General features: G+C 55.9%; 16 protein-coding genes. 10 read left to right on the top strand and 6 right to left on the bottom strand.

Features of this window, described 5'->3' with window-relative positions; all coding sequences use genetic code 11:
• Window positions 1-50 precede the first annotated feature (50 nt).
• The 9 genes from VFX97_11045 to VFX97_11005 all read left to right on the top strand — a co-directional run bounded on the left by VFX97_11045 (window position 51) and on the right by VFX97_11005 (window position 9,422).
• Window positions 51-959, top strand: coding sequence for a hypothetical protein (locus VFX97_11045; GenBank protein HEX5703726.1), 909 nt, complete (start codon window positions 51-53; stop codon window positions 957-959).
• A 292-nt stretch (window positions 960-1,251) separates the two neighbouring features.
• Window positions 1,252-2,304, top strand: coding sequence for a hypothetical protein (locus tag VFX97_11040; GenBank protein ID HEX5703725.1), 1,053 nt, complete (start codon window positions 1,252-1,254; stop codon window positions 2,302-2,304).
• Window positions 2,305-2,318: 14 nt separating this feature from the next.
• Window positions 2,319-3,386 carry a radical SAM protein gene (locus VFX97_11035; GenBank protein HEX5703724.1) on the top strand — a complete coding sequence of 356 codons (1,068 nt, stop codon included), beginning with the start codon at window positions 2,319-2,321 and terminating at the stop codon, window positions 3,384-3,386.
• A 164-nt stretch (window positions 3,387-3,550) separates the two neighbouring features.
• Window positions 3,551-3,817 (top strand): PqqD family protein, encoded by a 267-nt coding sequence (locus VFX97_11030; protein HEX5703723.1) that lies wholly within the window; start codon window positions 3,551-3,553, stop codon window positions 3,815-3,817.
• A 219-nt stretch (window positions 3,818-4,036) separates the two neighbouring features.
• Window positions 4,037-4,216, top strand: coding sequence for a hypothetical protein (locus VFX97_11025; protein HEX5703722.1), 180 nt, complete (start codon window positions 4,037-4,039; stop codon window positions 4,214-4,216).
• Window positions 4,217-4,468: 252 nt separating this feature from the next.
• Window positions 4,469-5,035 carry a hypothetical protein gene (locus VFX97_11020; GenBank protein ID HEX5703721.1) on the top strand — a complete coding sequence of 189 codons (567 nt, stop codon included), beginning with the start codon at window positions 4,469-4,471 and terminating at the stop codon, window positions 5,033-5,035.
• An 8-nt stretch (window positions 5,036-5,043) separates the two neighbouring features.
• Complete coding sequence (locus VFX97_11015) at window positions 5,044-5,943, top strand: hypothetical protein (protein ID HEX5703720.1); 900 nt, start codon at window positions 5,044-5,046, stop codon at window positions 5,941-5,943.
• A 264-nt stretch (window positions 5,944-6,207) separates the two neighbouring features.
• Window positions 6,208-7,728, top strand: coding sequence for a lamin tail domain-containing protein (locus VFX97_11010; GenBank protein HEX5703719.1), 1,521 nt, complete (start codon window positions 6,208-6,210; stop codon window positions 7,726-7,728).
• A gap of 470 nt (window positions 7,729-8,198) precedes the next feature.
• Window positions 8,199-9,422, top strand: coding sequence for a hypothetical protein (locus VFX97_11005; protein HEX5703718.1), 1,224 nt, complete (start codon window positions 8,199-8,201; stop codon window positions 9,420-9,422).
• Window positions 9,423-9,494: 72 nt separating this feature from the next.
• Here VFX97_11005 and VFX97_11000 read toward each other — a convergent pair whose 3' ends face one another.
• Window positions 9,495-10,757, bottom strand: coding sequence for an NAD(P)/FAD-dependent oxidoreductase (locus tag VFX97_11000; protein ID HEX5703717.1), 1,263 nt, complete (start codon window positions 10,755-10,757; stop codon window positions 9,495-9,497).
• 201 nt (window positions 10,758-10,958) lie between these two features.
• Here VFX97_11000 and amrA point away from each other — a divergent pair, with 201 nt between their 5' ends.
• The gene (amrA, locus tag VFX97_10995) at window positions 10,959-12,398 is read left to right on the top strand and encodes an AmmeMemoRadiSam system protein A (protein HEX5703716.1); all 1,440 of its coding nucleotides are present in this window, start codon (window positions 10,959-10,961) and stop codon (window positions 12,396-12,398) included.
• A 6-nt stretch (window positions 12,399-12,404) separates the two neighbouring features.
• Here amrA and VFX97_10990 read toward each other — a convergent pair whose 3' ends face one another.
• From VFX97_10990 to VFX97_10970, 5 genes are all read right to left on the bottom strand, one after another.
• The gene (locus tag VFX97_10990; protein ID HEX5703715.1) at window positions 12,405-13,238 is read right to left on the bottom strand and encodes a hypothetical protein; all 834 of its coding nucleotides are present in this window, start codon (window positions 13,236-13,238) and stop codon (window positions 12,405-12,407) included.
• Window positions 13,239-13,313: 75 nt separating this feature from the next.
• Window positions 13,314-14,114, bottom strand: a complete 801-nt coding sequence (locus VFX97_10985) for a hypothetical protein (GenBank protein HEX5703714.1) — start codon at window positions 14,112-14,114, stop codon at window positions 13,314-13,316.
• Window positions 14,115-14,231: 117 nt separating this feature from the next.
• Window positions 14,232-14,885, bottom strand: coding sequence for a YceH family protein (locus VFX97_10980; GenBank protein HEX5703713.1), 654 nt, complete (start codon window positions 14,883-14,885; stop codon window positions 14,232-14,234).
• A gap of 33 nt (window positions 14,886-14,918) precedes the next feature.
• A complete protein-coding gene (locus VFX97_10975; protein ID HEX5703712.1) occupies window positions 14,919-17,087 on the bottom strand; it encodes a VWA domain-containing protein in 2,169 nt (722 codons plus the stop codon).
• A 155-nt stretch (window positions 17,088-17,242) separates the two neighbouring features.
• Complete coding sequence (locus tag VFX97_10970; protein ID HEX5703711.1) at window positions 17,243-17,917, bottom strand: head GIN domain-containing protein; 675 nt, start codon at window positions 17,915-17,917, stop codon at window positions 17,243-17,245.
• Window positions 17,918-18,215 lie beyond the last annotated feature (298 nt).

Here is an 18,215-nt window from a genome sequence, read left to right as displayed (position 1 = left end):
TTCTCTTTTCCGTTGTGTGTTACGGTGCCAAAACCAGGGTTTCCCTCGATATGAAATACCAAATCAATTCGTATAGTCTCCAGGTTGTTGTTCGCAGGCTTCTGCAGGTCGTGTGCTTTGCGATAGCGTTCGCTTCGCTTCTGCCGTCAGTGGTCGCTCAAAGCGAAATGGCCAAGCCCGCGTCCACTCCTGACAGCAAAGCGGCTGTGCCTCAAAGCAAGGCGCCCACATCTGATAACAAACCGGCCGGGCCTGAGAACAAAACGGCTGAGGCGACTAAGGACCCGAAGCTTCCGTTCACACTGAAGGTCACCGACGATCAAATCATCGGCGTCTCTCTCAAGGCGAAGGACATTAGTCTGAGCGCGATTGCCGCCGAGCTGTCGAAGCAAATGAAGATTCCGGTGATAGTGACGCCGATCGCGCAAAAACACCTGGTCACTGTGAACTTCACCGATCTGGTAATCGAGCCCGCGATGCAGATGCTGGCGCCACAGGTTTTTATTGACTACGAAATCGACACCACGCCCGGCAAACAGCCGCGGCCCGTCGCTATTTTTCTACAGGGTTACAACGAACGTCCGCCAGCCCTCAACGCCGTAGTAAAAGGCACTTCGGACGTGATGGTGATTGAAGGCGACACCGAAGAGGGTCTCGAGTCCAAGGATGAGGAAGACGAGGACCTGAAGATCAAATTCGAAAATCGCCAGATATCCATTAAGTCAAAGAAACAGCCGCTGATTGTCGTGCTTTATGGAATCGCGAACCAGATCGGCATCCCGCTCGAGGTGAAAACTGAAGTGGCGGATTTGGTGACCGTCAATATTATCAAGTCGTCCCTGGAGTCAGCGCTTCAGGAGTTGGGTCCGAACATCAAGCTCTACGTGCGAGCCGACTTGATGATTGGCGAGCGGCAGCCCCTGCGAATGGTGCTTGTCGGCCCAGATAAGAAATCGTAAATTTCGCGCCCCACGCCATGAGAGCTTGGTTCGCGCACTGTTCGTGTAATATGCTGAGGCTGCATCGGCCGTTATTTAGAGCTCAGGAGGAACCGCTCGTGGATGGATCTGATTTGATTATCGAAACAACTACTGTTGAAGTGAAACCGGACGCAGCCGAAAACTCTACGTCCCCGAAAAAGGCCTTCATAGCCCCAGAGATAACGGCACCGGTGGACGTCCTGGAAGCCACGACATTTTTCCAGTCGACGACTAGCGGGCCAACCAACTAGCACCTCGCAGCATTCGTGCGATGGAAAGTACCACCCGTCCCGATCCCGTTTCCGGGATACCAACATATTTTGAACGACCGGCCATCGGCAGCGTTTTTGAGATAGCCGGTCGTTTCATTTTCTTCGAATCAAATGGCGCAGACGTCCCGGGGCTTGCCGAATTTCTGGACGCACACTACTACACAGCGGTGCACCCGAGCGCGTGCCCCGCGCCTGACGCGACGATAAGTTGGAAGTTTCAAGACCAGCCCCGCCAGCTGGACGGCGCCTTCCAGCAATTTGAAATTTCCGGCGGCGGCCTTGGTTCAACCGACGGCCGCACTTGTATGTTTGATTTCAAGAATGCGTGCGTCGTCGCGCACGGCGACCAGCCTCGTCGAATTGAAGTGCTGATGAGACGGGTGCTGGACCTCCGCGCACTCGACGATCTGCTCATAGTGAATTATGCGATCTCTACGGCACTGCGACGTTGCGGCTTGTTCGAGCTGCACAGCGGTGCGGTGGTCAATCCTCAAAATCAGCGCGGGGTCCTAATCGCGGGGCCTTCGGGAAGTGGAAAATCCACACTTACGCTGCAACTCGTGGCGAACGGATGGCAATACTTGACGGACGATGTTCTGTTTTTGAAACCGCACGATAACCTCCTCAAAGCTTATCCCGTGCGCCGGACATTCGCCGTCACCCAATCAACGGTCGAAGCCAGCGGTAATCGCGTGCGTGATCTCTTTGCGGATAACGAGTGGTTTGATGGCGCGAAGAAGTCTTTCATACCGCACGAGGTTTTTCCGGGGACTTTTCTGCCTGAGTGTGAACCGCGAGCGATTTTCTTTACGAAAATCACCGGTGCGGAAGAAAGCGTTGTCAGGCCGCTGACGCGCAGCGAGACCATGGCCCAGTTAATTAAAATGTGCCCATGGTCATGCTACGATCCGGTCACCAGCGCCGGTCATTTGCAAGCGCTCAGTGCACTGGCGAGACAATGTGATGGCTTCATCGTGCTCGCCGGAAAAGAGTTGCTTCACGATTCGACGCGCGCTTCAGAGTTAATGCTTGAACACACGGGCTCCGCTTAGGATAGGTTTCTGATATGCACGAGCGCACCTACGGTTCGCAACGCGCCAGCGTAGAACTTACCAACATATGCAATTTGCATTGTGGCTATTGCCTGCGTGACGAAGATGCGCTTTATCACAGTCCGGCCAGATTTTTTCCGGTTTCGCTTTTGCAAGAGATTGCCCGGCAAGGGCGTGAAGCGGTCCAGCTTGCTCACATCTCTTTTACCGGCGGCGAACCTACACTCCATCCAAAGTTTGCCGACGCCGTTGCCGCCATCGCCGCTGAAGGGCTGACGACGAGCTTCGTGACTAACGGTTGGCACTTCGATCGCGTGTGGCCCGTAATTGCGGCCCATCGGGACGCGGTCACGCACGTTGCCTTCAGCATCGACGCCCCGACGCAGGAAGCGCACGATGAATGGCGAGGTAAAGGCTCGTTTGTGCGCCTGGTGCAGGCGTTTGCCCGTTGTCGGCACTACGGATTGCCATTCGACATCAAAGTGGTGGTGCGCAAGGACACTCTTCCCCTGCTCGAACAGTTGGCAGTTTTTGCGGCCCGGATGGGAGCGGCGTCTCTGAATTTCGGTCACTTGTTGCCGACCTCGGATCAGTTCGATCACGAACTTAGTTTGACGGCGCCGGAACGGACAATGGCCGAGCAGGAAATCGGGTTGCTGGCGCAGATGTTGAAGATGCCGATTCGACTCGACGTCGGGTACTACAACATCGATTCAAGCAGACCGCCGTGCTCGCCGCTGGCCGGGGTGAGCTGCCACATCGATTATCGCGGCTATCTCACACTGTGCTGCAACCTGTCAGGATTTCGTGGCGCCGCCGGTGAAGCCGATGTCGCCGCGGATTTGAACACCGAAGGTTTTGCCGCAGGTTATGAACGGCTGCGCCGCGTTGCGGATCAGCAGCTTGAAAGGTGGCGCACAACTTTGGCCGAATATCAGGCCCGGGATGAACGGCCCGACTTGTCGGTCGGTTCGCCGTGCTTGTTCTGTTTGCAGACTCTTGGCAAAACTCCCTGGCGCGACATCGATACCAGCACGTTGGGACGGCGCGCATTGCCGGTGGTAAAGAACGTGCCTGCGTAACCGACCAGCCTAAGACTGAAGGGTGCAGAGTTTTAGCGCTGGACACTCAGCTGTTCCGAAGTCTCACCAACTAACACGCACGTTCGGTTTCCGCTTGAGCTTCTGGGCATACAGGAATGCGGATGCTATTCTCTACGCTCGAGTTGGCAGAGTCCGTACGTTGTATGTCGCAACCTACCCCCTACAATCACATCGTTTTTACGGAGTTCGACGGCACCGAAGGAATTCTCGTCGATCTGAACACCAAAAAGTATTACCAGCTTAACGAGACGGCGACCTTGATTTGGAAAGGTCTCGCGAATAAAGCCCCGATAGTTGAGATCGCCAAACGTCTTACCACCAGTTACGAAGTGACGCCCGAAGACGCTCAACGAAACGTTCAAGCCATCGTTCAGCAATTGCAGGATTACAAGCTAGTCAGCATTGACTAATTCGGTTCTGGAGCGTTGCGGCGACGGCTCCACGCGTCTTGAACAAAGAGTTAGGAGTGCGACTTTTTTGGCAAAAACCGTGCTTGTCGCTGCTTAGAAAAAATCGTAGAATGCTGCACCCCCCACAACATGTAATTCGATCGGCGTGAGTTTGTACGCCTGGGTATTACGCTGCGGCCGCCGCCGGCCGACATTGAAGAACATCGGAGGGAACCCCTTGTGAATAAGTCAGACTTGAGTGTTGAGACGGGCGCTAGTGCCGCTGAGTCACAGCCCGGGATCGAAGACTCCAAACCAGCGAAGAAGATTTTTGTAGTCCCTGAGATCTCGGTGCCTGTCGATGTGCTCGAGGCCACCACGTTTTTCCAACTTACAGATAGCGGCGTAACGAATCCCTGAGCCTTTTCAATTTACTGCTAAGGCTTTACTAAAAGTTACAGTTGTCCCCGATGGAAGAGTCATTTTCCGTCGCTTCGAGAGTTGGCGCTTTCCATCTTTTAAGAAGGCCGGCTGTTGCGTTGTTTTTGCGCCGTAGCCGGCCATTTTGTTTGTGCAGATCTACGGCGAACGGCACGTGTGGAAGCTCGTCAAAGTCTTCACCCTCCTTCGTAGTTTCCTGGCCCACGCACTATATTGACCCTGGCTTGACCTATGACCGCAAGCGGTGCTGAGAATAAGGACGCTAAGCCCGCTGGTTCGAATGAACGCCGGTGGATTGTCACTTACGCGTTGCTGACGGCCCTTTTGTTCGGGCCACTGCTGGTTTCGTTTGCGTTCGTCCGCAACCTTTATCCGTTCGCAGCCTCGACCATGATGATGTCCGGGGGGCGGCTGAAAGACGGCACCGACTATTACATCCTGCGCGGCGAGACTTTGACCGGCGAGACTATTTCGTTGCCTCCGGTGGAGGTGACAAATGCGCTTGCCGGACGTGCGTGGGGATTTGTTTCCGCCGCGGTCGAAAACAAGAGTTTTTCCATCCGCACTCCGCATCCTGCCAATCTTGAATTACTTTCCACGACCGGTGGAACTGCGCACTTGCCGCCGGCCGCGCGTTTGCCGGAACTACTCCGTGCCTGGGGTGCGATCTACAACGAGCGTTTACCCGAGACTTCTCCAGACCGGTTAAAAGCTGTGCGGCTGGATGCGTATCGCTGGGACGGCGGTAGCTACGCCCACTACGACCGCTTTGTTCAGACATGGAGAGTGGAACTCTAAAAAGATTTGTGCCGACCAGTGCGGCCGCGCTCGGCAGTATTCGTGCGGGGCTTTTTGGCTTCGTGTTGGTCGATGTGCTCGCGACTGGGTTTGTCGATCTGGCTCGCTTGCCGATTACGCTGATGCGACCGACCGGGTTAATGCAACTCTTCTCGTGGAGCTTTTACGAGATTGTCCTAACGCCGCGCGGAATGCTGGTGTTAAAAATCGCGTTGGTCGTTTCGCTCGCCGCCGCATCCGCCGGATTCCTAACCAGCGTTTCTACCAAATCGGCCGCGCTGCTGTTTCTTTTTTATCAGGGGCTAGTTCGCAGCTTTGGTCACTTTAATCACGATGAGATGCCGGTCGTTTACATGCTGATCGCTCTGGCGTTCACCCCGTGTGGCGATGCCTGGTCAATCGATTCGCTTTTGCATCGGACACGGACGCGCCTGGGGGACGTCGTTTATGGCTTTCCCATTTTGCTCTTACGAAGTCTGCTGGCGTGGTCATACTTCAGCTCAGCCGTAATCAAGATGCGTGTTACGGGGCTGGAATATTTCAATTCCGATAACCTGCCGACCGTCGCGATCCTGCATTCGTTGGATAACCTACACACTACGCAACATCGCCTGGCATTTTGGCTGCCCAGCGCCCTCGAATTTACGGCCGTGATCACATTCCTGATTGTCTTATGGGAACTCGCTTTTCCGCTGGCGATTTTTTCCAAACTGGCGCGGCGGATAATTCTGCCCCTCGGCATCATTTTTCATGTTTCGACGATCTTCTTCATGAACATTTCGTTCCCTTACCACCTGGCGGGTTATCTCGTCTTTGTCGATTGGCCGCAACTAGTTGGCCAGCTCGAAAGAGTTCCATATTTGAGCCAGTTAGGTCGTCGACTGAAGTTGTCTTCCGCAACGCGCTGATCGAAATCAATCAGCGCCCAAACTTCAGCGCGAAGACCCGGTTGAAAGACTATCTGCCAACACGATCATCACCCGTCAAAACTCATTTGAATAAGACACGCTTACGCCACACTTTTAATAGACCTATGGCCCAGTTTTCGTTTGACACCGTTCGAATTATCGCTTACAAAATGGCCTACACAACCAGACCTGAAAAAGGAATACGATCAGCATTGTTCGTGACGTGCGGTATCGAACGTGCGAACTCAAAGGAGAGGACGGAGCATGAACAGAACTGTTCGATTGGGCGTTGCGACAACATTGGTAGTGGTTTGTTTGTCCCTTCTGGATGTAAGCGTGTTTGCCCAGAAGAAGCGGAAACCTCGGCGCAAAAGAGCGAAAGTGGCCCGCATATTGTTGCCGAGTGTTCTCGCATCTCAGCAAGCAAATATTCCGGCAAACGTAATTCCGCAAACAAGTGCTTCCGCAAACAATATCCAAAGTGGATTGCGACCTACGGCAGGGTCAGATAGCCGTGTCACAAAATCTGCGCTTGCTGCGTCGCAGACCAAAGCGCCCGGGTCAAAGATCATAGCGCCAACTCTAAGCGGGCTGCCCGCTCCGACCTTGGTCCAGGCCGGCGAAGTCATCATCAGTGAACTACGTCTGCGCGGCCCGGCCGGGGCCGAGGACGAGTTCATCGAGCTTTATAACAACACCGACTCAGACATCATCGTCGAGTCGCTTGACGGGACGGGCGGATGGACAGTCGCCTTATCGGACGGGACGATCACGGGGCCGATCTTCACCATCCCGAACGGCGCCCTCATCCCAGCGCGCGGCCACCGGCTCGGCGGCAATTCGAACGGCTACAGCCTTTGTAACTATCCTGGGGGCGACGGCAGCGCCGTTTTCTCTACGGCGAAGGGCCCGGAGCCTGCCGCCTTGGCCGCTCCATGCGTTCCGAACGGGGTGAGCGGGACTTTCGCTCATACAATTCCAAACCATACTTGGGACTTTGACGTGCCCGATGGCGCCGGCGTCGCGCTCTTTGCAACGACGAACGGCTTAAACTTTACGGCGGCCACGCGGCTCGACGCGGTTGGGTTCACGAACTCGCCCGCACTTTACAAGGAAGGCAACGGCATCCTGAACGTGGTGACGGCCAACCTGGAACACACGTACTATCGCGACCTGAGCTCCGTAACGCCCCGCGACACTGCAGACAACGCGTCGGATTTCCTGCTCGTCGGGACGACCCCCGGGCTCCAGGTTACCCGGCTGGGTGCGCCCGGTCCGGAGAACCTCCAAAGCCCGATCGTGAACAACACCACGATAGCGGGAACACTGTACAATCCGTCGGTACCCGCTTCGTCGTCGCCAAACCGCGATCGCATCCCGACCCCCGAACCGAACGCAGACTTCGGCACAATGTTGATCCGTCGCACCATCACAAACAACACGGGTCTGCCCATCTCGCGACTGCGCTTCCGCGTCATCAACATCACGTCCTTCGGCACACCAGGTTGTTCGGCTCCATCATGCGCCGAGCTGCGCGCGCTTACCTCGGCGGACGAGCCGGTAGGCGGCCCGGTTGTGGTACTCGGCCTCCGCTTGGAAGAGCCGCCCGAGCAGGCAGGCGGCGGAGCCAACAACTCGAGTCTCTCGGCTGATGTCATAACGATCTTAAACCCGATACTGCCCGGCGAGAGCCGCAACGTTGTCTTCAAACTTGGCGTGATGCGAACGGGATCGTTTAAGTTCTTTGTTAATATCGAGGCATTGAACGGGTCTGGCATAACCTAAACGAGAGCCATGCAAGTAGTTTGGCAGTCACACGCAATGCGTCGTCGTTGGCCGCTCAATGGTCCATTGCGGAGTTGGCTTTAAGAAAAACGTCCTGGTCATTCCTGGCAAACATAAAAGGGAGCGCAGTTGCCGCTCCCTTTTTCTTGCACTTTCGCATCAAGACCGTCGCGAAATCACATTGAGAAACACATTGACAGGCTCAGCCGGTCAAAATAATATGTTTTCGCCGAAAGGCGTCCCCCCGAAATCTGATTGCCTTATGATTTCATACGATAGGGTTCTGTCCTGTCTATTACTCTTGGCAAATTCCAGATATCCAGACGTCATTGACTTCGACTAACCTCTAGTTTGATTTTAATGACGACATTGTTAGTAGCACATGTTCCAAAACGTCGCCCTTGACCGCGGCGCCTCATCAACTCCTACAGATAGTTCGACGATGAAAAACCATTCAGGAGGAGATAAGAATGCATTTAGCTATGCGGCGGGTTCCATTCTTGGTTTTGGGTGTTTTGGGTCTTGTTCTTCTGGCGCATCAAAGTGCGTCGGCGCAATTAATCATCAGTGAGTTTCGCGTCCGCGGGCCGAACGGCGCCAACGACGAGTTCATCGAACTTTATAACAACAGCGGCGCTGACCACACGGTCACGGCTGCCGTAACCGACGGCTCGCAGGACGGCTACGCTGTCGCCGCCTCGGATGGTACGACGCGCTGCGTGATTCCAAATGGCACCGTGGTGCCTAATCGCGGCCACTACCTATGTGTCAATTCCGTAGGATACTCGTTGGCTTCTTATCCGGCTGGGAATGGCACGACCGCAACGGGCGATGCCACTTACACCACCAACATTGCTGACAACGCCGGCATTGCTGTTTTCAACAACAGTGTCGGAGGAGCTAACTTCTCGCTCGCTAATCGAATGGATGCGGTAGGCTCCACGTCTGAAGCCAACACGACTTATAAAGAAGGGACCGGCTACCCGGCGCTAACGCCCTTCTCAATTGATTACAGCTTCTATCGGGACAACTGCGGTAAGAGCGGATCGATCACGACATTTGGTGCATGTCCGATAAGCACGCCGAAAGACACCAACAACAATGCTGCGGACTTTGTCTTTGTAGACACGAATGGGACGTCGGCCGGCGCGGGACAACGGCTCGGAGCCCCGGGACCCGAGAACCTATCGAGTCCGATTCAGCGGAATGCTTCGTTTGCGGACGCCCTTCTCGATCCCTGTGTAGCTAGCGCCTCGCCACCGAACCGGGTGCGGGACTTCACCAGCGTTCCGGCTCAGAACTCGACCTTCGGTACGCTCGACATTCGGAGGACGATAACTAACAACACCGGCGGGAATGTGACGCGACTTCGCTTTCGCGTCATCGACTTGACTACCTTCCCGGCGCCCTCGGGCATTGCTGACCTGCGCCCCCGCACTTCGACAGCCGTAGTTGTGACGGTAGATCGCGCCCCATGCGGGTCCGGGACGTCGAATGTCACGGTTCAAGGCACGACCGTGGAGCAGCCGCCTGCACAGCCAAACGGTGGCGGGTTCAATACGTCGCTGTCAGCCGGAACAGTCACGTTGGCCACCCCGCTAGCAAACGGCGCGTCGATCGACATTAGGTTCCTTTTGGGTATTCAACAAACCGGCAGCTTCAAGTTTTTTCTGAATGTTGAAGCGTTGCCATAACCCGAAAAGCATTCGCAACTAAAAAGGAGAGGCTTCACGGCCTCTCCTTTTGTTTTGACGTTCTGATTGTGCTCACAATGGCTTCAGCGCGCTACGCGCCAGCTTCTTCTTCAAACCGACATAGCCCTGGTCACCGGCCACAAGCTCGCCAAGGACTTTGCGTATGCCGCGATGTCCGCGTGCGAACTCGATCATTCGGTCGGTAAAGGGCGCGCCCCAGAAATTTCCATAAAACCGGCGGCGCATCTGTGACGCGCGTTTCAAATCGCCACCGAAATCCGCGCGCCAGAGTCTTTCGTATTCTTCCGGCTTTCCTTTCAGATACGCATTCACAAACAGTTCTGCGGACTTCAACGCATAGTAAATCCCTTCGCCGGTTACCGGATCGGCAAATCCGGCCGCGTCACCAAGCAAAGCCCAACCGGCGCCGCAGGCTTTCCGCGTGTCCCAGGTGCGCGGCGCCAGACCGGGGATGCGCGCGGCGTAACGCTCCGCTGTGGGTCGCAGTTTGTTAAGTTGCGCGTCGTCAGCCTGGCGCGACCAAAGACGCATCGCGGGCAAGTTACCACCGTGCGCTACTTCGTAGTAACTCACCATGAAATCCCACAGCAGGCGATCGAGTGCTTCGTGATCGAATGCATCCTGCGTAGTCGCAATCCCGAAACTCACATGATCGATCCGCGGAAACGCCCAGGCGTAGCCAACCCACTTTGGCAGAAAAGCCACCACCGTCGCGGCGTCGCCTGACTCAGGCAACGGCGCACGATAGCCAAAAGCCACTTCCATCTCTGCCGGCGGCAGCGGTCCGGCGAGCTTCTTCGCAATTGCGCTGTTCGCGCCATCTGCTCCGACCAGGTATTTGCAGGAAAACTCAGCGCCGCTTTTAGTTTTGATCGTCCACGCCTCATCCGTGTCAGAACCCGGAGCGGTAGCGACGGGATCGAGAAGCGTCTTCGGGTCGTCGCGCAACTTGTTAAAGCCGCGCCCCGAGATCTTATCTGCGAAGACATGCGCGCCGGCCTGCCGCGCGCGCTCCCGCAGAAACGTGTCGAAGGCGATGCGCGAGTAAACCGCGAATGGCTCTTCCAATTTCAGATGAAGGTGCTTGCCCGACGGCGAGTACATGTCGAGTTCGTCAATCGTGCGGCCCACGGCCTCAAGCAAATGCGGCCAGGCCTTCAAAGCTTTCGAGGTTACGCCGCCGCCGCAGGCCTTGGGTTCGCCCTCCGGCCGACCATCGAACAGCGCCACGCGTACGCCGGCGCGCGCGAGCCGTTCCGCGGCAAACGATCCGGCGGGCCCGGCGCCGACAATGATCACGTCAAGCTCTTGCATAAGCGGGTAATGATAACTGCTTCGCCACCGTGTCAGAAACCTGACCGTGAGAGTGGGCACCTAAGACGACATGCTGTGGAAGTAGATCGTCAACTTAGACTTGCCCTCGCTCACGCTCGGGCTTCTGACACTACATCACCGGTGCTAGAATCTCGCCATTCAAGCGGATTAATAACCTCTTTGGCCGACTGAGTTTCGCCTATGGCCAACCACACGAGTTCACTGGTTTTCGCAGGCATTGCTCCGCACCCGCCCATAATGGTCCCTGAAGTCGGCGGCGAGTCGTGTGGCGCGGTGCAAAACTCCATTAGTGCGATGGCTGAACTGACGCAGCGGGTCATCGACAGCGGCGCTGAAACCGTTGTTCTGATTTCGCCGCATGCGCCCCTTGAAGCGGTTGCGTTCGTCGCTTACGAAGGCCCGAAGCTTTACGGAAACTTTTCGATGTTTCGCGCCCCCGAAGCAACCGTCGAAGCGGCGCTGGATGCCGAGCTGCTGAGTGAGATCACGCGCGCCGCCGAACAACACAACTTAATCACCCTGCGAATTCCTGGCGCCGAGCTCGATCACGGAACGGCAGTGCCGCTCTATTTCCTGCAACGGAACGGATGGAACGGCAGAGTTGTCGCGCTTGGGTACAGCTTCCTTTCGGACGAGAATCACCTGCGCTTTGGTAACTGCGTCCGTCAGGCGATCGCGACGTTGCGACGGCCGGTCGCATTTATTGCCAGCGGCGATCTCAGTCACCGGTTACAACCCGGTGCGCCGGCCGGATTTGATCCTGAAGCACACCGTTTTGATGAAGCAGTGGTCGAAGCGATCCAATCCTGCCAACCCCATCGAATCGCGACTATCGATCGGGATCTGCGCCGGCTCGCTGGTGAGTGTGGTTATCGATCGATGCTGGTGGCCTTAGGTGTAATTGAAGATACCCGGCCGGCGTGCGAAGTCCTCAGTTACGAAGGACCGTTCGGCGTCGGATATCTTGTGGCGCAGCTGGTTGCTTCCGCGTCCACGTCCGAAGCTATCGCTCAAGACCTTGCGGACGATCAACCGCCCGCTAACGACCACCCCACGCGGGATGCCCGCGCGGGGACCCCGGTTGCAGGCGGTCCTGACTTCATTCCCGCGCTCGCTCGCCGCACAATCGAGTCCTTTATCACGACTGGAGAAGTCATGCGTGTCACTGGCCCAACCGCTGCCGCAGGTGGTACTGACCTGCTCGGCGCTCGGGCCGGCTGCTTCGTTTCGATCAAGACTCACGACGGCGAATTGCGCGGCTGCATCGGCACAATCGATCCGGTCAAAGACTCACTCGCCGAAGAGATCATCGCGAATGCGGTCAGCGCTGCCACCCGGGATCCGCGCTTTCCCCCCGTGCGCGCCGCCGAACTCCCGAACCTGAAATATTCGGTCGATGTGCTTTCAGCGCCTGAGCCGTGCACGCCTGGTGATCTGGATCCAAAAGTCTACGGCGTGATCGTGGAAGATGAATCGGGGCGTCGCGGACTCTTACTCCCCGCTCTCGAAGGTATCAAAACGGCGGCAAAACAATTAGAGATCGCTTTACAGAAAGCCGGCATTCCGTCCGGCGCGCCCGTCAAACTGTTTCGCTTTCGCGCGGACAGACATTCTGAGTAACCAGAATCACTTCACCGTCAGCGTCATCTTCGCAAAGTATTCCGTCAGGTTGCCGTTATGCGTGAGCACTTCGCGTTTGCCCCAGGCAATGATGTAAACGCTGAAGGTTCCGGCAGGCAACTTCAGCATGTTATTGGTGGTAGCGTAGAAACGATTCTTCTCGCCGATATTCTGTTGGTACTCATTGATGAACTCAACGTCTTTGCCGTCCGGGCCTTGCCGGTGAAAAATGATGCCAATGAAATCTACGCCGACCGGGGTGGGGTTCTTAAACAGCACGTCAAAGCCGACATTAGCTTGCCACTGGTTCGATCCACCGACGCAGTTCCAGTCGTCATCGACGGTCTTGCAGATCCAAACCTGACCCTGACCCGCAGCGGTGTTGCCTGCGGCGCGCGGCCCCACTGTGTCCGCGCCGACGTTAAAATCCGTCGTGGCCCACACCTGCGCTTTGTTGTAAAAGTTCACGAGGCGCACGAAATATTTTCCCGGTGTATTAATTGTCAGTTGCGCGTAAGCGGTGGTGTGATTCGGCGAGACTGAATAGTCGATGTACTGCACATGCTCGCCGTCCGCGTTGTCTTTTGTCACCAGAAACGTCACGCCGGCGCCCGTCGGCACCTTTGGAAACGAGTAGAGGATATGGACGTTGCGCAGCGTTCCTTTCGGACTGAACGTTTTCGTCGGATTTACGCATGCCGCCGTTTCAACGACGCTGCCGCCGTACTGGTTCTTAGTGATATTCAAGTCTTCGCAGGTTTCCAGTTTGTACTGAGCGTGTGCCGCTGAGGCGAAGACGAGCGAAATGAAAAAAACGAGACAGAACCGGCGAGTAAACATAAGCGAGCCTCCCAAATTGCGGCGGATGTTAACGCTTGACCTGGCGATCGTCAATCGGGCATAGCGCCCAGCACATCAGTTGGTTCTCGAATAGAAGCGGCCGTTCCAGCGATAGACGATCCGGCGAAGCTTGCGGCCGTCAGCATTGATCGGGCCGCGTTCGTGTTCTTCGTAAGCGCTGAAACCCCGCACGAGTCTTCGATTGCGGATGATACCCAGTTCACTCGCATTGGCAGGCAGGTTGAGATCTCCAGGCTCAGCCAAGAGCATAGCCGAGTGGACTTCGTTCGTCAGGCGGCCATCGATACGAAAGATTCTCTTCGGGATTGCACGTCCGGAACGGTCGATGGCAAAGAAATAACTGACCAGCGATGGCGGCATACTGTTGCCGGTTGTCACTTCGATAACTCGCTGGCCATTCAGCTTCGCGAAGTTAATGCCCACCGAATTGTCAGCGCGCGAGTAATAACCGTCCAGCACCTGAGTCGCGAACACGCGGCCATCGCTTCGATGAAGCACAAATGCATTTGCGCCGTTAAAGCCTGGCTGGTAACACGGATCGGCAATCAGTACGAGGCGCGTTTGTTCATCGCCAAAAAGCCACGTGGAAAGATCTCCAGTGCGCCAGCGCGCTTTCTCTTCCTCGCTTAACTCGCCGGCGCCGGCGTGAAGTTCACAAGCGTTCAACTCGGCCACGCTTGTCTCCCACCAGTCCGGATCGGTAAACGAAAATAGCGTTTGGGCCACACGCGCGAGCGCCGCGCGTCGTCGCGGCAGACGCAGAATCCGGCTGTCACTGTCGATCAAACTTTCCGAACACTGGTAGGTGAGCTTGGGCGGTGGGCGCACGGCGGCGAATGCATTTTCGCTGCACACAGGAATGGCCTTGTCCTGAGCAAAGGCGGGCGAAAAGAGCAAACCGGTTTAAGAGGAGCGGCAGCAACGCTCGGGCAGCATTCATTGATTCACCTGACAGGGCAGTGACGTCGAACGTTATTCAAACTGCTTTCTGAATTCAGCGAATTGCCTCGCCAGCTCCTCAACCTGCTGCTTTAGCATTTGCACCTGCTCTTCGAGTTGAGGAGCGCGGGCCGAGTCAGCGCGTCGTGCCGGCTGTTCCGCGGTGGCGGCTTCCAGGTGTGCCAGGTCCGGCTCGCCTGAGAGCAGATGAACATAGCGAGCATCTTTCTGTCCCGGCTGTCTTGGCAATTTCACCACGAGCGGTTCGGATTCGCGCGCACTGAGCCCGCGCAACGTCTCGTCAACTTCTTCCAGTCCAGAGAACTCGTGAAGGCGAGAGCCGCGCGTGCGAATTTCGCCGACGGTCTGTGCCCCACTCAACATCAGCACGCACATCACCGCGAGTTCCGCCGGATTGAGTTGCAGAATCTCAGGTGCGACATGCTTGAACTTCGGTACGCGGCTCGTGCTGCCATGAAAGACGTAAGCGAGGTTCCGGTCGCGCAAACTGTCGAGGGCGCGTTCGACTTCTGGTTCGGTGAGCGACATCACCGGATTACGATTGTTCTTCTGATTGCACGCAGCGGTGAGTGCGTGAAGCGTCAGCGGATAGTATTCGGGCGTCGTGATCTGCTTTTCGATCAGCGAGCCAAGGACGCGGATTTCGGTTTCGGTAAGCAGCGACACGCGCGCATTATACCGACTGCCCGGGTTCCGATCCTATTTCACGATTTCAAAATCAATCATTTGCCATGCGACGCGGGGCTTCTCTTTTCCGGAAGATTGCTCCCGGACCACAAGCTGAAGTTGGTACTCGCCGGCAGGCAGCTTGCCAAGCTTTAGGCCGCCGCCGGTTGAGATTCGTTTCAAATCGCTCTGGCCGGTGAAGTCAATCGGCTGCGGCTCACCCTCATGAACAAGCTTTCCATCCTGAAAAACTCTGGATTGGGCGGTGAGCGATGCCCCAGCCTTGTCAGTTCGCGCATTGTAAATAATGTAGCCGAACCAGAGGTTGGATTCTGGTGGGAAACGGCGAATGGCGGCATTTCTCAAATCAGTGACCAGCGAGTTGCTGCTGTTTGCTTGCGCCTCAAGTGAGACGGTGATGCCTGACAACGTCAGCACGTTCTTCTTCAGATCCGGTACCTCGACAAATTGCCGCGCCGTTCCGATCTGAGATGAATTTGCATCGCGTACGGCGACGCGGAATTGATAAGCTCCCGGCTTCTTCAGCGGGACGTCAAATTGGTAAACCAGTCCGTCAGCCCTTAGCCGATCCAAGTCTTTTTCATCGACACGAATCGAGCGCGTTTCGGTGAGTTGTTCGATGACGTTGCCGTTATCACCAAAGACGATTGCCGCCAGGTTCAAGGTGGCCGTTTGCTGTCCCCCAGGTTCCTTAATGAACTCCAAATCTTGTGCGGAGAAATGAATCAAGGAACGCAGCAACGAGCCCACCTTTGGCGCCGCGGCGAACAGCGCGGTCAAATGCACTTCAACATCCGAAGCGCCCAACGGCGACATCAGTGCCATGTTCAGGCGATCGTGACCCGTTAATTGCATCGGGCGCGTATCCTCGTCCGTCATGCCGTAAAATCCGGATCGCGTACGTACCGTTAGGCCCGGGCGTTTCACTCTGACCGTAATTTTGTGAAAGCTGCGATTGAACGTCGTCTCAGTCGGACGATAACCGATTAGATAGTAACCAGTCTGGTCTTCAGTGATGCGCCTGAAATAGTTGTTGGAGTTCTTGATGACGAAGCCGCCTGTCTCTCTCGCCAGATAGTCCTGACCGGCGCGACTGTCCTGAAGCCAATGACTTTGGGCTCGCAACGCCTGAAATGGCTGATCACCCGCGGGTCTGGGATTGGGATTGGAAAAAGTATCGATGGGCGCCATCATGAAAGGCACTAAACCGCGAATGTCCACGCCGTAAATCACCACTGACGACCGAATCGCCAGTTCCGCGAGCCTTTGTACGCCGCGGTAGTTGCTGAACATTGAACGACCGTCACCAATTGACGATATGGTGTCCCGCGTGAGAAATGAGCTGCGGTCTGGCGGGAGACCGAACATTGTGTCGCGCGGAAAATGCTCAGAGAGCAGAATCATTGACTTGCGCCCCGGGATTTCTCGCATGCCGAGCAGAATAAACCGTAACACCCGCAGGCTCTGTTCCAATGATTGTCCGGCATATGCCCCGCCGCGACTGCCACCCGCCAGCGAATCCATACCTGAAGGAAACATTGAAACACCCAGGCGACTCGCCGTGCTGTAACGAAAATTTTCAACCGCGCGCAGCAGAATCCGCTTATCGTTCGTGAACTGTTGCAACGCGCCGACTTCGCCTCCGGTGCGAATAATGGCCACCAGATCGTTGGGCTGCATTTCCTCTTCAATGAATTTCCGGATCTGTTTTCTTACTTGTCCGATCGTGCCGGCGGAGCTGCCGATATCATCGTAAACGAATGCAATCGTGCGGTGCGGTTCGTTGGGTTTGAATGTCGGTGGGGGCGCCATCACCGCGTTTTTCGCTTTAGCCGAAGCTACCGTGCCCGTCGTGGACTGATCCGCGGGTTTCACCATTGAGACAAACGAGAAGCTCTTGATGAACTGGGGCTTTCCATCCTCAAGGACTTCAAAATCGTCCTCCGTGAGACCAGTTACCAGCTTGTTGTCTTTTGTTACGACCGCGTCGATCTGCACCAGATTCGTGGTGATGCGCACGACCTCATCGTCGTCCTCTGATTGACGTTTGTCCTGCTGAGACGGATCAACGGGGGTGGTGACACGCCAGGGCGCGGGTGGATCCTGTTTCGGCGGTTGTTGCGCGCGTACCGGCAACACTAACGCCGCGACGACTAACGTAAGAAAAGCTTTCCAACGCATGTTCGTTACCTCCAGGGAAGAGCACTAAGCAGGACAGCAGGAATAGCAGGAGAGGCTGGTTCAGGCACCACTGAACGAATTAGAGCACTAACCCCTCAAAGAGGCAACTAGCGTTAGTTGCGGATAGGTTCCGAATGGTGCGACGCGCTGGGCGATCAGCTGCTTCCGGATTCTTTCTTATTCACGCTGCCGAGTCCCGTCACGCTCTTATTCACGACCGGTGGATTTCCGCCATAGGTAACTTGTCCGACGCCCGAAACTGTGACGTCGAGTTGCTGGCTCGCATAGACATCGACGTGCGCGGCTCCGGTGACCGACACCTTTGCACGCTCGGCGCGTAGTTTCCCGCTGTCGATCTCGCCGGCGCCGGTTGAGCTTATCTGGATGAATTTGGTATCGCCCGTGGCTTCAATTCTTCCGGCGCCCTGCCAACTGATACTGAGTTGGTTGTTCTTCACGTTCGCGACTTCAATGTCGGCCGCTCCCGTCGAACTGATTGCTTCAAGATCCGAAAGCGTTATGCGCACGGCGATCGCTTGCGTCGCCGAATACGAGCCGTCGTTATAAATGCGGAGAACCCCGTTGCGCACGTCAGTTTTGACTAACGGCAGAAGATTATCGTCACCTTCGATCTCAAAACTGGCTTCCTTCTGACAGGTGACCCGGATTTCAAAAGCGCCGTTGGTTTCGATCGACTTGAAAGCCGGCAAGTCTCGCTTCTCAGCCTTGCGAACTCCGGAGCCTTGAACGCCTTTGCCGAAATGGCGACAGGCGGAGAATGTGAATAGAACGGCGACCGTTAAGATTGAAACCAATAAACGTTTTCGCATTTTCGAGTCCTCTTCGATTGGAAACGGGTTAGCATTGGCCGCGGTCTGTTAGGAGCGCAATATTTATAGTTCACCGTCTGGAAGAATCTCCAGCTCCGGAGGAGCGACAAGATTCATTACGCTCGATCTGGGCTTTCGGTTCTGAGATTGAGCTGGAGTTATAAACATTTTCGTGCCTAACGGCAACAATCTTTCCGGGTCTCCGTGGATCTCTGTGTCTCAATGGTGGAATCTTCGCGGGAGGCTCACCACAGAGACACAAAGATCCACAGAGAAACACAAAGGGACAACCTCCCGA

The sequence above is a fragment of the Pyrinomonadaceae bacterium genome, assembly GCA_036277115.1.
Classification (GTDB): Bacteria; Acidobacteriota; Blastocatellia; order Pyrinomonadales; family Pyrinomonadaceae; genus UBA11740.
Note: the sequence above shows the minus strand (reverse complement) of the source record. Positions and strands in the feature narration are given on the sequence as shown.

What these genes read in the sequence shown, in the direction of transcription:
- VFX97_10970 (HEX5703711.1), bottom strand. Translation starts at nt 17,917, where the DNA reads ATGCGAAAACGTTTATTGGTTTCAATCTTAACGGTCGCCGTTCTATTC.
- amrA (HEX5703716.1), top strand. Translation starts at nt 10,959, where the DNA reads ATGGCCAACCACACGAGTTCACTGGTTTTCGCAGGCATTGCTCCGCAC.
- VFX97_11035 (HEX5703724.1), top strand. Translation starts at nt 2,319, where the DNA reads ATGCACGAGCGCACCTACGGTTCGCAACGCGCCAGCGTAGAACTTACC.
- VFX97_11005 (HEX5703718.1), top strand. Translation starts at nt 8,199, where the DNA reads ATGCATTTAGCTATGCGGCGGGTTCCATTCTTGGTTTTGGGTGTTTTG.
- VFX97_10990 (HEX5703715.1), bottom strand. Translation starts at nt 13,238, where the DNA reads ATGTTTACTCGCCGGTTCTGTCTCGTTTTTTTCATTTCGCTCGTCTTC.
- VFX97_11045 (HEX5703726.1), top strand. Translation starts at nt 51, where the DNA reads ATGAAATACCAAATCAATTCGTATAGTCTCCAGGTTGTTGTTCGCAGG.
- VFX97_11020 (HEX5703721.1), top strand. Translation starts at nt 4,469, where the DNA reads ATGACCGCAAGCGGTGCTGAGAATAAGGACGCTAAGCCCGCTGGTTCG.
- VFX97_11010 (HEX5703719.1), top strand. Translation starts at nt 6,208, where the DNA reads ATGAACAGAACTGTTCGATTGGGCGTTGCGACAACATTGGTAGTGGTT.
- VFX97_11040 (HEX5703725.1), top strand. Translation starts at nt 1,252, where the DNA reads ATGGAAAGTACCACCCGTCCCGATCCCGTTTCCGGGATACCAACATAT.
- VFX97_10975 (HEX5703712.1), bottom strand. Translation starts at nt 17,087, where the DNA reads ATGCGTTGGAAAGCTTTTCTTACGTTAGTCGTCGCGGCGTTAGTGTTG.
- VFX97_11030 (HEX5703723.1), top strand. Translation starts at nt 3,551, where the DNA reads ATGTCGCAACCTACCCCCTACAATCACATCGTTTTTACGGAGTTCGAC.
- VFX97_11000 (HEX5703717.1), bottom strand. Translation starts at nt 10,757, where the DNA reads ATGCAAGAGCTTGACGTGATCATTGTCGGCGCCGGGCCCGCCGGATCG.